At 38.0% G+C, this 16,335-nt stretch carries 13 protein-coding genes; 7 read left to right on the top strand and 6 right to left on the bottom strand.

Annotated features, from left to right (window positions below; genetic code table 11):
* Positions 1-14: 14 nt before the first annotated feature.
* Positions 15-2,627 carry an alanine--tRNA ligase gene (gene alaS, locus V8G61_RS14785; RefSeq protein ID WP_394876670.1) on the bottom strand — a complete coding sequence of 871 codons (2,613 nt, stop codon included), beginning with the start codon at positions 2,625-2,627 and terminating at the stop codon, positions 15-17.
* A 213-nt stretch (positions 2,628-2,840) separates the two neighbouring features.
* Between alaS and V8G61_RS14780 the strand changes: the two genes are divergently transcribed.
* The 5 genes from V8G61_RS14780 (at position 2,841) to V8G61_RS14760 (ending at position 6,074) form a co-directional block, all read left to right on the top strand.
* Positions 2,841-3,812: a peptidoglycan DD-metalloendopeptidase family protein gene (locus V8G61_RS14780; RefSeq protein ID WP_394876669.1), complete on the top strand. Its 972-nt coding sequence runs from the start codon at positions 2,841-2,843 to the stop codon at positions 3,810-3,812.
* On the top strand, positions 3,812-4,141 hold the full coding sequence (locus V8G61_RS14775; protein WP_394876668.1) for a MerR family transcriptional regulator: 330 nt from the start codon (positions 3,812-3,814) through the stop codon (positions 4,139-4,141). The genes V8G61_RS14780 and V8G61_RS14775 overlap by 1 nt, the downstream gene beginning before the upstream one ends.
* A gap of 70 nt (positions 4,142-4,211) precedes the next feature.
* Positions 4,212-4,802 (top strand): LemA family protein, encoded by a 591-nt coding sequence (locus tag V8G61_RS14770; protein WP_394876667.1) that lies wholly within the window; start codon positions 4,212-4,214, stop codon positions 4,800-4,802.
* Between the two features lie 10 nt (positions 4,803-4,812).
* A complete protein-coding gene (locus V8G61_RS14765; protein ID WP_394876666.1) occupies positions 4,813-5,253 on the top strand; it encodes a TPM domain-containing protein in 441 nt (146 codons plus the stop codon).
* A gap of 5 nt (positions 5,254-5,258) precedes the next feature.
* On the top strand, positions 5,259-6,074 hold the full coding sequence (locus V8G61_RS14760; RefSeq protein ID WP_394876665.1) for a TPM domain-containing protein: 816 nt from the start codon (positions 5,259-5,261) through the stop codon (positions 6,072-6,074).
* 145 nt (positions 6,075-6,219) lie between these two features.
* Here the strand turns inward: V8G61_RS14760 and der are convergent, their stop codons facing one another.
* The 5 genes from der to V8G61_RS14735 form a co-directional block, all read right to left on the bottom strand.
* The gene (gene der, locus V8G61_RS14755; protein ID WP_394876664.1) at positions 6,220-7,524 is read right to left on the bottom strand and encodes a ribosome biogenesis GTPase Der; all 1,305 of its coding nucleotides are present in this window, start codon (positions 7,522-7,524) and stop codon (positions 6,220-6,222) included.
* 133 nt (positions 7,525-7,657) lie between these two features.
* Entirely contained in the window at positions 7,658-8,539 is an 882-nt protein-coding gene (gene era, locus V8G61_RS14750) for a GTPase Era (RefSeq protein ID WP_394876663.1), read from the bottom strand.
* A gap of 120 nt (positions 8,540-8,659) precedes the next feature.
* The gene (locus V8G61_RS14745) at positions 8,660-9,388 is read right to left on the bottom strand and encodes an FKBP-type peptidyl-prolyl cis-trans isomerase (protein ID WP_394876662.1); all 729 of its coding nucleotides are present in this window, start codon (positions 9,386-9,388) and stop codon (positions 8,660-8,662) included.
* A gap of 113 nt (positions 9,389-9,501) precedes the next feature.
* On the bottom strand, positions 9,502-10,995 hold the full coding sequence (locus tag V8G61_RS14740; RefSeq protein ID WP_394876661.1) for an aminotransferase class V-fold PLP-dependent enzyme: 1,494 nt from the start codon (positions 10,993-10,995) through the stop codon (positions 9,502-9,504).
* Between the two features lies 1 nt (position 10,996).
* Complete coding sequence (locus tag V8G61_RS14735; protein WP_394876660.1) at positions 10,997-13,030, bottom strand: cytochrome c biogenesis protein CcdA; 2,034 nt, start codon at positions 13,028-13,030, stop codon at positions 10,997-10,999.
* A 225-nt stretch (positions 13,031-13,255) separates the two neighbouring features.
* Here V8G61_RS14735 and V8G61_RS14730 point away from each other — a divergent pair, with 225 nt between their 5' ends.
* The gene (locus V8G61_RS14730) at positions 13,256-14,671 is read left to right on the top strand and encodes a sulfatase-like hydrolase/transferase (RefSeq protein WP_394876659.1); all 1,416 of its coding nucleotides are present in this window, start codon (positions 13,256-13,258) and stop codon (positions 14,669-14,671) included.
* The gene (locus tag V8G61_RS14725; RefSeq protein ID WP_394876658.1) at positions 14,655-16,319 is read left to right on the top strand and encodes a right-handed parallel beta-helix repeat-containing protein; all 1,665 of its coding nucleotides are present in this window, start codon (positions 14,655-14,657) and stop codon (positions 16,317-16,319) included. The genes V8G61_RS14730 and V8G61_RS14725 overlap by 17 nt, the downstream gene beginning before the upstream one ends.
* The last annotated feature ends 16 nt before the right edge of the window (positions 16,320-16,335 follow it).

The raw sequence follows: 16,335 nt of genomic DNA, 5'->3' as shown, positions 1-16,335 counted from the left end.
AAATCGCGTGCTTTTTATTGGATATAGGCCAGCGCCTTCTCGAGCACTTCAGGAATGCCGGCTGGATTTTTTCCTCCCGCCGTTGCGAAAAAGGCTTGTCCGCCGCCGCCGCCTTGAATATATTTTCCTAAATCGCGCACAACCTGTCCTGCATTAAGATTTCGTTCTTCCACTAAAGATTTAGAGATATAACAGCTCAACAATGCTTTTTCACCTTGTTCAGAAGCCAAAAGCAAAAAGGCATTTTCGTATTGACTACCAAGTTCAAATGCAACATCTTTTAAGCCTCCGGCATCCAGATCTAGTTTTTTAGCCAAAAACTGCACTCCGTTTACATCTTTGAGTTCTTGCTTCAAGTTGTCTTTAATATTTCCTGCCTTCTCTTTGAGCAAGCTTTCAATTTCTTTTTTAAGATCGGTATTTTCGTCTTGAAGATTCTTCACGGCCTTAACTGGGTCTTTAGTGTTGTTTAGTAAAGCTTTTACCTCAGCAAAAGCCTGACTGTTTTCCACGTAAAAATCTTTGGCAGCTGCATTAGTAATGGCCTCTATTCGGCGTACCCCTGCAGCAACGGCGCCCTCCGATAATATCTTGAAATGCCAAATATCACCAGTGTTCTCCACATGCGTCCCACCACAAAGTTCGATGGATTGTCCAAAGCGGATCGTGCGCACATTATCTCCATATTTTTCACCAAAGAGGCTCATAGCACCTTCAGCTAAGGCTTCCTCTTTTGGAATATTACGGCGCTCCTGAAGTGGTAAATTTTCAGCTATACGAGCGTTTACAAAATTTTCAACTTCCTGTAATTCCTCAGGGCTAACCTTCGAAAAATGTGAAAAATCAAAACGCAAATATTTATCATGAACGGCACTTCCTTTTTGTTGTACATGGGTACCTAGAACCTCGCGCAATGCCTGATGCAATAAGTGTGTTGCACTGTGATTACAAGCTGTGCGGAACCTTGCTGTTTCATTAACTACTGCTGTAAAGCTTTCATCTAAATGCTTAGGTAGGTTTTTAGCCAAATGAATGATAACATTATTCTCTTTTTTAGTATCGAGGATATAAATCACATTACCACGGGCATCTTCCAGATAACCCTTGTCACCAACCTGACCACCACCTTCGGGATAAAACGGCGTAACATTAAATACCAGCTGGAACATATCACCTCCTTTTTTCGAACTTACTTTTCGATATCGAGTAATATTAATATTGGATTCCAGAGTGTCATAACCTACGAAGTTTTCATCAGTATCATCGATAAGCACGGTCCAGTCATCGGTATTCATTTCACTTGCAGCACGTGAGCGATCTTTTTGTTTTTTAAGTTCTTTTTCAAATCCAACCTTATCCAACTTCAAACCTTTTTCAGAAAGGATCAAAGCGGTTAAATCAATAGGAAAACCGTAAGTATCGTATAATTCAAAGGCTTTATCACCTGATACGGTATCACCTTTTGTAGCGTCAACAATACCTTGCAACAAAACCAGTCCTTGGTCGAGTGTTCGTAGAAATGAATGCTCTTCTTCTTTGATCACGTTTTGAACTAAACTTTTTTGATCGCTGATCTCAGGAAAGGATTCGCCCATTTGACGACTCAAAACGTCCACTAATTTATAAATGAACGGCTCCTTTTGTTCTAAAAACGTGAATCCATAACGCACAGCACGACGCAATATACGTCGGATCACATAACCGGCACCCGTGTTGCTTGGCAACTGCCCGTCGGCTATAGAGAATGCCACAGCGCGCACATGGTCGGCAATCACACGAATCGCCACATCAGTTTTGTTATCACGACCATAACCTTTTCCTGTAAGCGTTTCTAATTCCTTGATCAAAGGGGTAAACACATCGGTATCGTAATTAGATTGTTTTCCCTGAAGCACCATACACAAGCGTTCAAAGCCCATACCGGTATCGATATGTTTATTAGGTAAAACCTCAAGTTTCCCACTGGCCTTTCGATTATATTGCATAAATACGAGATTCCAGATCTCTACAACTTGTGGATGATCCTGATTGATCAATGCCTCCCCCGGAATTTTGGCCTTTTCTTCCGCGGAGCGAATATCTACATGAATTTCACTACATGGTCCGCAGGGTCCCTGATCGCCCATTTCCCAGAAATTATCGTTTTTATTACCTTTTAAAATCCGATCTTCAGCGATATAACGCTTCCAGATATCATAAGCTTCAGTATCTAAAGGTAAACCATCTCCTTCATCACCTTCGAACACGGTTACATATAAAATACCTTTATCGATCCCAAATACTTCAGTAAGGAGTTCCCACGCCCAGGCAATGGCTTCTTCTTTAAAATAATCACCGAAACTCCAGTTCCCCAACATTTCAAACAAGGTATGGTGGTAGGTATCATAACCAACTTCCTCCAGGTCGTTATGTTTTCCTGAAACACGTAAACACTTTTGCGAATCGGTAAGTCGGTTACTTTTTGGCTTTGCATTACCCAAAAAATATTCTTTAAAAGGGGCCATTCCAGAATTCACAAACATAAGGGTTGGATCGTTTTTTACCACCATAGGTGCTGATGGTACGATCGTATGTTGTTTATCTTCAAAAAAACTTAAAAACTTTGAGCGAATTTCCTTTGATTTCATTCGTGTTTAATGCTTGGCTATTTTATGATATATTGTATATTTCACAAAACAATGATTATCTTTACTATCTCATTTTTTAAATGAGTGGTAAAAGAATTCTTTTTTTGTTCGTATTACGGTTTTACTCCGAAATACTATTTAAAAAGTTTCATCGTTTGCTTATCGATAAGCTGCTAAATGCATCTTATTTTTCAGCAAAAATACTATAATTTAATGAGTAAGGTAAAATATTATTACGATTCTGAAACATTATCCTATAAGCGGATTGAACGAAAAAAAAGAACAACGTTCAAATACGCCGCAATGTTTTTACTGGCCTCGGCTTTATTTGCCTTTCTGTTTGTTTTTATCGCAGGACAGTATGTAGAATCTCCTAAAGAAAAGGCCCTAAAACGTGAACTGCAAAATATGCAGTTACAATTCAATATTTTAAATAAGAAAATGGACGAAGCAGAGGCTGTTTTGGCTGATGTTGCGGACCGTGATAATAACTTATACCGTGTTTATTTTGAGGCAAATCCGATACCGGAAGAGCAACGTAAAGCCGGATTTGGTGGTGTAAATCGTTATAAAGACCTCGAAGGTTTTGATAACTCGAAACTCATCATTCAAAGCAGTAAGCGTCTGGATATTTTACAAAAAGAGATCGTAGTGCAATCAAAATCTTTGGATGATATTGCCAAGCTTGCTGCTGAAAAAGAAAAATTATTAGCCGCAATACCTGCGATACAACCCGTAAGTAATAAGGAACTTTCGCGTATTTCTTCTGGATATGGCGTAAGAACAGATCCGTTTACCAAAGCTAAAAAAATGCATTTGGGTATGGATTTTGCCGCACCGCGAGGCACCCCTATTTATGCTACAGGTGATGGCGTCGTGATACGCGCTGATTCACGTTCTAGTGGTTACGGAAAGCATATCCGCATTGATCACGGATTCGGTTATGAAACCTTATACGGCCACATGTATAAATTTAGTGTACGCCGAAATCAACGTGTAAAACGAGGCGACTTAATTGGATTTGTAGGAAGCTCAGGACGATCGGACGGGCCTCATGTACACTATGAAGTTTTTAAAGATGGTAGACGCATAAATCCAATAAACTTTTACTACGGCAGTTTAACCGCTGAAGAGTATAACAAAATGATACAACAAGCCTCATTGGAAAATCAATCTTTAGATTAATGCATATAGACTTACCAGAAAAACGATATTATGCCATAGGCGAGGTCGCCAAGGCCTTTGGGGTAAATACCTCATTGATCCGTTTTTGGGAAAAGGAATTTGATGTATTGCAGCCCAAAAAGAACGCTAAGGGAAATCGGAAATTTACACCTGAAGACATTAAAAACCTCAAATTTATTTATCATTTGGTAAAAGAACGAGGTTTTACACTGGAGGGTGCGAAGATCCATTTAAAAGAAGAAAAAAAACAAGCCCTAAGTACGTTTGAAATTATCGACAAGCTCGAAAACATCAAATCAGAGTTGATTAAAATTAAAAACCAGATGTAACATTTTGGTAAGATAATCAACTAATAAGATACGCAACTCACACAAAAAATTAACATAAAACAAATCGAAAATGAAAAAATGGCTTCCATTAATTATTATTGCTGTAATCGTCTTTGGAATTTATTCCTGGGCTAAAGGCTTCAACAACAAAGCTGTTGATTTAAATGAAAATGCCACCAAAACCTGGGGTAATGTAGAAAGCAGTTACCAAAGAAGGAGTGACCTTATTGGTAATCTAGTGAATACGGTGAAAGGTGCAGCAGATTTTGAAAAAAGCACACTAACACAAGTTATTGAAGCAAGAGCAAAAGCTACCTCAACAACGATTGACCCTAGCAACATAACTCCTGAACAGCTAGCCGCTTTTAATCAGGCTCAAAGTGGATTGAGCTCTGCTTTATCGCGTTTACTTGTAACTGTGGAACGCTATCCGGAACTCAAGGCTAATCAAAACTTTCTCGAATTACAAAGTCAATTAGAAGGCACTGAGAACAGAATAAATGTCGCTAGAGACCGCTTTAATGAAGCCGTTGAAAATTATAATAGCCACGTTAAACGTTTCCCTAACTCGCTACTGGCCGGTATATTTAATTTTGATCCAATGGATTATTATAAAGCAGAAGCCGGTGCCGAAAAAGCACCTGAAGTAAATTTTGATTAAAACATAATTTATGTCAAAAGCCACAGAGTATATTTTAAAACCACTTGAAGAAGAGGAGATTATTCAAGCCATTCAGGCTGCCGAATTAAGAACTTCTGGGGAGATCCGGGTTCATATTGAAAAGGAAGCTCAAGGTGACGTTTATGAACGTGCTCTTGAAGTATTCCACCTTCTTAAAATGGATCAAACTAAACTTAGCAACGGGGTTTTAATTTACTTGGCTGTTGCCGATAAAGCTTTTGCCATTTGTGGCGATAAAGGTATTCATGATAATGTTCCTGATGATTTTTGGGATACAACCAAAAATCTGATGCAATCTCATTTTAAAGCCGGTAATTTTAAACAGGGTCTTATAGAAGGCATCCATAAATCAGGGGAGCAATTAGCAAAATTCTTTCCGTGGAAGAAGAATGACGAAAACGAGTTACCTAACGCCATTTCTAAAGGATAATCAGTATGCAAGGCACATTCTTAATAAAACATGTTGTAAAAACGAAACGTCTTTTACTTCTATGTACAACTTTTTTATTTTTTAATGTTGTATTTGCGCAATACAAAATTCCTGATAAACCAGAATTTCAAACTAGTGTTTATGATTACTACCATCTTTTAGATGCGTCTCAAAAAAAACAATTAGAGCAAAAACTCATACGCTATTCAGATACCACTTCAACTCAAATTGTTATCGCTATCATTGCCTCAACGCAAGGTGAAAATATTAATTATTTAGGCGCACAATGGGGAGAAAAATGGGGTGTCGGACAGGCTAAAGAAGATAATGGTATTCTTATTTTACTTGCCAAGGACGATAGAAGAATAGCAATTAATACTGGCTATGGCATTGAGCACCTATTAACTGATGCCCTGTCAAAGCGAATTATAGAAAATGATATCATCCCTTATTTTAGAAATGATGATTATTACGGCGGACTTGTTCGTGGCTCTGATGCTATTTTTGAAGTATTAACAGGCGCTTACGAAGGAAGCCGAAAACCAACAAAAAATAGAAAAGGTAGTAAATTCCCATTTTTCCTTATTGTCGTTTTTATTATCATTATAATCGCAATATCCAAGAATAAACGCAGAGGCGGTGGTAATCGAGGTAGCAGACGGCGTGGATTTGATATTTGGGATGCTATTATTCTAAGCAATCTGGGACGCGGTGGTTTTGGTGGAAGCTCCGGTGGTGGCAGCTTCGGCGGCGGCGGCGGATTCGGTGGAGGATTCGGTGGCGGTGGCTTTGGAGGCGGCGGTGCATCTGGTGGATGGTAATGTTTTAGGGTAAAGTTTAAAAAAAATAAATGGCCTTCCCCTATTATTTTTTCTTGTGAGGAATAGACTTGTTCGAGACCTTACAGCCAGTTAAACACTAAACATTACGGCCCAAAATATAGTCTATTCTAAAATTTTAAAAGCCTTACTTTTTCCGCATATATACGCTTACCGGAACACCTGTAAAATCAAAGTTTTCGCGTAGTTTATTTTCCAGAAATCGTTTGTAGGGTTCCTTAACATATTGTGGCAAATTACAGAAAAAAGCAAACTGTGGCTGTGGTGTAGGCAACTGCATCACATATTTAATTTTTACGTATTTTCCTTTATAAGCCGGTGGCTGATAAGCTTCAATTAAAGGCAACATAACCTCATTAAGTTTACTTGTCTTAATTCGTTTGGTGCGGTTTTGATAAACCTCAACAGCAGTTTCAATCGCTTTATAAATACGCTGTTTGGTAAGCGCTGACATGAATATCACAGGAACATCAGTAAAAGGTTCCATTTGTGCTTTAATTGCTTTCTCGTAAGCTTTTAACGATTTGTTGTCCTTTTCTACAAGATCCCATTTGTTTACCAGAATAACAATACCCTTTCGGTTACGTTCGGCCAACCAAAATATATTTTGAACCTGCCCATCGAATCCACGTGTAGCATCTAAAACGACCAAGCATACATCGGCATGTTCAATAGCACGCACGCTGCGCATTACCGAATAAAATTCCAGATCTTCTTTAACTTTTGATTTTCTTCGAATTCCGGCTGTATCTACCAAATTAAATTCAAAACCAAAACGATTATATTTTGTATCGATCGCATCTCGTGTGGTTCCTGCTATATCGGTAACAATATATCTATCCTCACCAATCAAGGCATTAATAAAAGATGATTTTCCTGCATTAGGGCGGCCAACTACAGCAAACCGCGGTAAGATATCTTCCTCAACTTCCGGTTTTTCGGGTAATGCCTCAACAAGATCATCCAGTAAATCACCCGTACCACTGCCGCTAATACTAGCGATGGTATAATAGTTCCCTAAACCAAGGGAATAAAATTCAACAGCGTCTGCTGCGCGACCTGCATTATCTACTTTATTCACAACCAGAAATACAGGTTTATCAACCTTTCGTAATAGGGCAGCAACATCTTCATCCATACCGGTAACACCACTTTCAACATCAACCATAAAAATAATGGCATCGGCTTCATCGATAGCCAATTCCACTTGTTTATCAATTTCAGCTTCAAAAACATCATCACTACCTAAAACATAACCCCCAGTATCGATAAGGGAAAATTCTTTCCCATTCCAATCCGTTTTACCATAATGGCGATCTCTAGTAACGCCACTAACGGCATCAACAATAGCTTCGCGTCGTTGAATTAAACGGTTGAAGAATGTGGATTTACCAACATTGGGTCGTCCTACAATGGCTACTATATTACTCATTTATAAGGTGTTTACCCCGAAAAACCTAAAGTTTCAACAGGGGTTTAAATTTGTCGCAAAAATATAAAATATAAAGGGACGAGACGTCCTTTTATGGAAAGATTATTTTTTACTTAAAAAAGGCTTGATTTTATTACTGATTGTAACCGAAACGTTTCAACTGGTTTTGATTACTACGCCAATTCTTATTGACTTTAACGTACAGTTCCAAATGGATTTGCTTATCAAAAAATATTTCGAGATCTTTTCGGGCCTCAACTCCTACCAGCTTTAAGGCCGATCCTTTATGTCCAATAATGATCCCTTTCTGAGTCTCACGCTCCACCATGATCACGGAGCGAATACGAATAATTTTTTCTGATTCCTCGAAAGATTCTGTTTCCACCTCAACAGCATAAGGAATTTCCTTTTTGTAGTGCATCAATATTTTTTCCCGAATCTTTTCATTTATAAAGAAGCGCTCTGGTTTATCAGTGAGTTGATCTTTTGGGTAGAATGGTGGCGATTCCGGCAATAATTCAATAATGCGATCGAAAACCAGTTTTACCTGAAAACCTTTTAGGGCCGAGATAGGAATTATTTCAACTTCAGGTAATTTTTCTTTCCACAACTGTACTTGTGTTTCCAGTTGCTCCTGGTTTGAAATATCAATTTTATTTAAAAGGAGCAAAACCGGAATTTTAGAGTTTTTTATTTTATTGAAAAATGCCTCATCTTTTAAAGACTCTTCCCCGATCTCTACCATGTATATAAGGATATCGGCATCTTCAAAAGCCGACTTCACAAAACCCATCATCGACTCCTGTAATTCATAAGCAGGTTTAATGATTCCGGGAGTATCACTTAAAATCACCTGAAAATCATCACCATTAACAATACCTAAAATGCGATGTCTAGTAGTTTGTGCCTTGGAGGTAATTATAGACAACTTTTCGCCTACAAAGGCATTCATCAAGGTAGATTTACCCACATTCGGGTTTCCAATAATATTTACAAAACCGGCTTTATGACTCATTTATTCTTTTTGTATTCGCCACAAAGTTACAACCAATTTTTTTAGTCCAGACTACAAATAAAAAAAACAGGAAGCTAGGACTTCCTGTTTTTTTTAAAAATTAGTATGGTTAACCCTAACTTACTTTTTTACAATATCAACCAATTCAACTTCGAAAACCAAAGCCGAAAAAGGTTTGATCAGCTGACCTCTTTGTTGAAATCCGTAAGCTAATTCTTGTGGGATATAAAATTTATATTTTGAACCTATTGGCATTAATTGCAGTCCTTCTGTCCATCCCTTAATCACCTGATTTACTCCAAATTGTGAAGGTTTACCACGATCGTATGAACTATCGAACACCGTACCATCTATTAACATGCCTTTATAATTAACTGATACAGTTGAGGTTGCGTTTGGCATATCGCCAGAACCTTCCTCGATAACTTCGTATTGAAGTCCGCTATCAGTAACTTTTATACCTTCTTTCGTTTTATTTTCTTCTAAGAATTTTTCTCCTGCAGATTTATTTTCACCAAATTCTTCTGCAGCTTTTTTCTCTGCATCTTCACGTTGCTTTTCCTGAGCTTCCATTTGTTTTTTCTGAAAGTAAGAAGAAATAATTGGTTGTACCTGATCGGCAGCTATTTTTTGGTCAGAGGAATCTAAAACATTCATTAATCCTTCCATGATTAGATCTTTATCCAGTTCAGAAGCATTGGATTTAATGCCACTACCAATATTCGCTCCTAAAGCATAACTCACAGAATCAATCTCTGTTTTTAATGGTTTGTTTGATATTGTTCTATTGTTACATGATGACAAAACAAGGGTCACCATTAAAAAACTCAATACTTTAATTAGTTTCATTGTATTTCTTTGATTTTAAATTGGTCGTAAAAATAACAAATTAAAGCACAGCACAAAATAGGTTTAACGGTATTTTAATAAAAGACTTTGAACGCCTTGATTTCAGTGGAATCTTAGGCTTCAAACCAATTTTTAATGATGTTTTCTTCTAATGCGGGAACGGTTTTGTGAATAAATTCATTTTTTTCAGAATCATATTTATAATCTTTAGCCCAAACCTGATGGTTCTCAGCCACATGTTTAATTGCCTCCGTAATATAATGAGCTTCCTCATTGGTCATTGTTGGATGTATTGACATTCGTATCCATCCCGGGCGTTCGATCAAACATCCCTCCAGAATTTTTTGTTCTATTGATTTTGAGGTGGCCTGGTCTACATTGAGTAAATAGTGCCCGTAAGTACCTGCACACGAGCAGCCACCACGGGTTTGTATTCCAAAACGATCGTTCAGCAGTTTAACTACTAAATTGTAATGTATGTGTTCAATAAAGAATGAAAACACCCCAAGGCGTTCTTTATGCTCAGGTGCAAGAATACTTAGATTTTTAATTTTAGAAAGCTTGGAAAAAATAATGTCATTCAGCTCATGTTCCCGAGCCATAATCTTATCAACTCCCATGGTTTCTTTGAGCTGTATTGCCAAAGCAATTCGAATAGCCTGTAAAAATCCTGGCGTACCTCCATCTTCGCGCGTTTCAATATCGTCAATATAATCATGGTCGCCCCAGGGATTCGTATACCGTACCGTACCTCCACCGGGATTGTCTGGCACGAGATTCTTATACAGTTTTTTATTGAAGATCAAAACACCTGAAGCTCCTGGCCCTCCTAAAAATTTATGCGGTGAAAACGTTATGGCATCTAAATAATCATCTGGATTCTCGGGGTGCATATTGATCGCTACATAAGGTGCCGAGCAGGCAAAATCAACAAAACACAATCCATTATTCTGATGCATCAAACGAGCGATGTCGTGATAGTTGGTTTGAATACCCGTAACATTGGAGCAACCTGTAACCGCTGCTATTTTTATGGGCCGGTCACTATGCTTTTCTAAAAGATGGTCCAAGTTTTCTAAACTTGGCAGTCCGTCATCCCCAGAGGGTATCACAGCTACCTCTGCTATAGTTTCCAACCAGGAAGTTTGATTGGAATGATGTTCCATGTGGGACACAAAGATGATAGGTCGTTTTTCATCGGGAATCTCAGTGTGATCTTTTAGATTTTCAGAAATCTTAAGTCCTAAAATACGTTGAAATTTATTGATTGCACCCGTCATACCGGTACCCACCGTTAACAACACGTCATCTTTTGAGGCATTTACATGGCGCTTAATAATTTGTCGTGCCTCATGGTAGGCTCTTGTCATGGTCGATCCAGTAACTGAGGTTTCCGTGTGTGTATTAGCGACATATGGACCAATAGTTTTGCTCAGCTTTTCTTCTATTGGGTGATATAAACGACCACTGGCTGTCCAATCTGCATAAATGATCTTTTGTTCCCCATACGGTGATTGAAACGTTTGATCAACACCAATGATCTGATCTCGAAACGGTTTAAAATAGGCTTCTAAATTACTAGTTTCTATTGCAGTTTTTTTACCCATGTTAAGGCATTTGAAACGTTGGTTTATTCATTTGTTTGAACACTTCCAATCCACAATTTAGAAAAGCTTCATAATCATCTTCATCCGGAGTATAACCCACCGGTTGATTTAATACTTTTGTTCCATCACTGTTCAGCAGAACATAATACGGCTGTGTATTGGTTTGAAAGAACTGGGTTTGAAAATTAGCCCATTTATGACCATAATTATCAAGTTTTCGCGTACCTCCATTCACCTTGTTCACCATCACTTGCTGATCTTCAGGCAGGACCTTTTTATCGTCAACATATAAAGAAATCAACACATAATCATTTCGTAAAAGCTTATCGATTTTATCTTTAGACCATACGTGCTCCTCCATTTTTCTACAGTTCACACAGGCATAACCGGTAAAATCCAACATAATAGGTTTGTTAACTTTTTTCGCATAAGCAATTCCAGTTTTGAGATCCTTGAAACAGTTTAGGTTATTCGGGCATTCCTCAGGAAAAATAAAACTGTAACCAACAGGAGGCGCCAGACCGCTTAAAAGGGTTAAGGAGGTAAACGTATTTGTTTCTTTATTCACACGGAATCCGGAAATTAGATATAAGGTAAATGCCGCTATTAAAATACCCAATGATATTCTGGAAAATGATAATTTTTTTAACGGGCCGTCATGTGGAAACTTAATTTTTCCAAAAAGATACAGTGCCAATCCACCGAAGATCACGATCCAAATAATCAAGAAAGGTTCAATTTTCAAAATTCCCCAATGCGCTACCAAATCGGCATTCGATAAAAATTTGAAAGCCAGCGCCAATTCCAGAAAGCCTAAAAATACTTTTGTGGTGTTTAACCAGCCTCCCGATTTTGGTAAAGCGTTCATCATATTCGGGAACATCGCAAACAAGGCAAAAGGAAGTCCTAAGGACACCCCAAATCCAGCCATCCCCGCAGTAAGCTGCCAGGCACCGCCATCGGCAGATAAGGATCCTGCTAATAAGGAACCTAAAATAGGTCCGGTACAAGAAAAAGAAACGATGGCCAGTGTTAAAGCCATAAAAAAGATACCTATTAATCCTCCGGCATTTTCCCCTTGCGTGGTTTTATTCGTCCAGCTGGCAGGTAAGGTAAGCTCGTAATATCCAAAAAATGAAAATGCAAAAAATACAAAAATAACAAAGAAGACAATGTTGAGCCAGATATTGGTTGAGATCTCATTTAATATATCCGGATTTACGGAATCCAAGACATGGAATGGTACACTTAAAAGAATATAAACCGCAAAAATAAAGAAACCATAAAGTAAGGCCTTCGATGTTCCAGAGCCTTTACTTTTATCCCCTTTTTTGGTGAAAAAACTAACGGTTAATGGGATCATTGGGAAAACACAAGGCGTTAATAGAGCCAAAAGCCCTCCCAAAAATCCTAATCCAAAAATACGCCACAAGGACGTGTTTGCATCGGTTGGACTCATTTGAACCGTATCACAGGAATTCGAAAGTGTGCTTAATTCCTCCGGATTCAACCCATAAAGAAACTCATTAACAACATCATTATTACCGGTAATAATAGGCTCACTTTCATAATTTAAATTCGCTTCAGTAGGTTTAATGTTGAAAAACAAATCGATAATTGTTGGTGGCAAACAACGACTGTCATCACAAACCATAAACTCGACCTGCCCTTTAACAAAACTCAGATCATCGTTTAGTTTTATTGTTTGTTTGAATACGGCTATTTCCTCAAAATATTTAATTTTCATTTGGAACACAGGATCGTTCACCGTGTGACCTTCCTCTTCGGTAGTTGTGCCCACTAGATCAAAAGCCTTTTCAGGATTTTGATAAGTAAAGGTGGTTGGAATAGGACCACCATCCGGTACATTCTGAGAATATAAATGCCATCCCGGTTCAATTTTGGCAGTACTAATTAATTCGAGCTCTGTGTCAGATATTTTATTAATAGAAGTTTGCCATTTTACAGGCTCTAATATTTGTGAAAAGCCAAAAGTGCTTATGAATAAGAGAACTAATAAAATTATTTTTTTCATTATTGTGTATTATCGATGAGCCAAAATTACACTTTATTCGCGTTTTTGGTGTTCTTTTAAGATAGTTTTAATGTTTACAAATCTAAGGCATTAATTTTAAATTGACTGTAACACTTGTAGCATAGAGAACTCTTTATTAACGCTAGCACCCCTTAAATTTGAACGGAAAAACACCCCTTAGAATCATTCTTTTTGAACATCTTTGAGATTCATAATTGACACTCAATGAACCTATTTTTAAAATACATTACTTTTTCTCTTGCAGGCCTTTTTGGAATCGTTCATACAAGCTGCCAAAATGGAACAAAAAATCCCAGTAAACCAAATGTTATCATTATTCTGGCAGATGACCTGGGTTATGCCGACGTAGGCTTTAATGGAAGTCCGGATATCAAAACGCCTTATATTGATCAAATTGCCAAAAATGGTATTCACTTTACCAATGGTTATGTGAGTTATGCGGTATGTGGGCCTAGTCGTGCGGGATTAATAACCGGGCGTTATCAGGATCAGTTTGGGTTTAGCAGAAACCCGCTTTTCGCGCCAAAAGATGTATCTCAAGGTCTGCCTCTATCAGAGCAAACTTTAGCAGAAGCCCTACATACGGTAGGTTATAAAAATATGGCCATTGGGAAATGGCACTTGGGAGCCCATAAAACACAGCGCCCATTAGAACGCGGGTTTGATGAATTTTTTGGATTTTTGAGTGGTGGTCATAGATACTTTCCAAAAGATCTTAATAGAAATGATATTTCAGAAGTTACGGCACAGTTTGATGCTTACAACACGAAAATTTTACAAAACAACACCCGAATTGATGAGCAGGAATACCTTACGGATGCCTTTTCACGCGAAGCGGTAAACTTTGTAAAAACGAATGCTCATCAACCTTTTTTCCTGTATTTGGCATATAACGCTCCTCACACTCCACTTGAGGCTACCGAAAAATATTTATCACGTTACCCCGAGATAAAAAATGAAAAGCGTAAAACCTTCGCTGCTATGGTAAGTGCCGTAGACGATGGTGTTGGAAATATTTTAAAAACCTTGAGAGAATTGGAAATTGAGGAAAACACGATGATCTTTTTCTTGTCAGATAATGGCGGTAATGAATCAAAAGGTGCAAATAATGGTTCACTTCGAGAAGGAAAAGGCTGGCTTTATGAAGGCGGAATTCGCGTCCCGTTTGCCATGCAATGGCCGAGCGTTATTAAAAAAAGTCAAAAGTTTGAACACCCTGTAATTTCACTAGATATTTTTGCCACGGTAGCTGCACAATCGAAGATTAACCCTAAAAATCCTTTGGATGGTGTAGACCTGATCCCTTATCTAACGGGCCATATGAGTCAGCCACCACACGAGGCCATATTTTGGCGCCATTATGATAGAGATGCCTTTGCTGTTAGAACCGGGGCTTCAAAATATGTAAAGGACAGGAACGGAAAAAAAGGACTATTCGATATCACGAAAGATATAAGTGAATCGAATGCCGTGCCTGATAGTCTGGAAATTCAAAAATTAAAAGCACAGTATGACGCCTGGAATAGCAGTAATATTCCACCTCAGTTTGATGGCCTCATGCAAAATAAATCATATAACCAAACACACCCTAATCGTTTTAAAGATGTTGAAAAGTATTAGTTCTTTTTACACGTGTCTGTTGGTCTTTGCCTTGGTTATCATCAGTTGTCAAAATAACCCTGATAAAACCTCTCATTCCTATTATTTTCATCCTGTTCTGGGAACAGATACCAATTCTGGATTAAGCGAAGATGCACCTTTTAGGTCTTTAAGTACGTTAAACAGGCTGAACTTAAAAGCAGGTGATCATATTTATTTAGCCTCGGGAGAAACCTTTAACGAATCCCTTATCCTCAAAGAAGTATACGGTTCAGAAGCACAGCCAATTGTTATAAGTACCTACGGAGATTCAAAAAATTCATCGGCTTCGATATATGTCAAAGGAGAGTTGAATGGTGTACTTATTGAAAATTGCCGAAACTTAATAATCGAGCACTTAACGATTTCCGCGAAAGCGACAAAAAATAACATAAAATCATCCAAACAAATGATGCGCTGCGGTATTTTGATGCAGATCACCAAAGATGAGATCTATGAAAATATTGTATTAAATAACGTGCAGGTTAAGGATGTTTTTTATGAAGAAGAAGGATTTACCCGTTCTAAAAAGGAGGTAAAAACAGCCAACGGAACTCAAAATTATGGTTGGGGAATTCGTATAATAAATCAAACTCAGAATGGAAATATCAGAAATATTAAAATTCAAAATTCCATTGTGGATAATGTAGCGCATACGGGTATTAAACTAACATCTCGTAATCATAACGACGCCTATGGTATTGAGAACTTTGAAATTTCTGATAATACCGTTACGAATACCGGAGGTCCGGGAATACAAATGTCTGGAGTAAAGAACGGACATATATTTAATAACACAGTGGACCATTCGGGAAGCACTGATGATACTAGAAAATGGGGACGCGGTAGCGGTCTATGGACCTGGGGTTCGAGCGATATCCTTATTGAAAAAAATCGCTTTACTAATGCCAATGGTCCCGGGGATTCTGCTGGTGCCCACATAGATTTTAATTGTAAAAATGTGGTGCTTCAATATAACTTTAGCGCTAACAATGCCGGTGGGTTTTGCGAAATCCTGGGTAATAATTACAATTGCGCCTACCGGTATAATATCAGTGTGAATGATGGTTACCGCGTTAAGGGTGAAAATGATGCCTTTCAAGAAGGGAAAATATTTTGGCTGAGCGGTTATAGCGGAAAAAAACGGCGCGGACCTTACAACAGCTATTTTTACAACAACACTATTTATGTGAAGGATGCAATAACAGCTAAAATAGCTATAGACCGGTTAGCGAAGGGCATTTTAATTGCGAATAATATATTTCAAATTGAAGGCCCCTCAATAGTGGTAAAAGGCGATCAATACAATCCTGAAACGGAAGGTGCCTGGTTAGCTGAGGATGTTATATTTAAAAATAATTTATTTTTCATGGAAAGTAGTTGGCCAAAGGCTTTACAATTACAAGATGCGCATCCCTACTTTGGAAACCCGCAATTTATAAATCCAAATGGCTTAACACCAGAAGATTATATTCCCAAAAACAGAGATCTGGTTCAAAATAAAGGGATATCTATTCCAAAACTCCCTCATGATTCTATTGGAATAATTTATGGATTACAATTACAAAAAGATTTTTTAGGAAATAAAATTATCGACTCACCAGATCTGGGAGCCATAGAAATACAATAAATAAAATTAAGTATCA

The organism is Gaetbulibacter sp. M240 (assembly GCF_043876815.1).
In the GTDB taxonomy this organism is placed as follows: domain Bacteria; phylum Bacteroidota; class Bacteroidia; order Flavobacteriales; family Flavobacteriaceae; genus Gaetbulibacter_A.
This window is presented reverse-complemented; position numbering and strand designations above follow the sequence as displayed.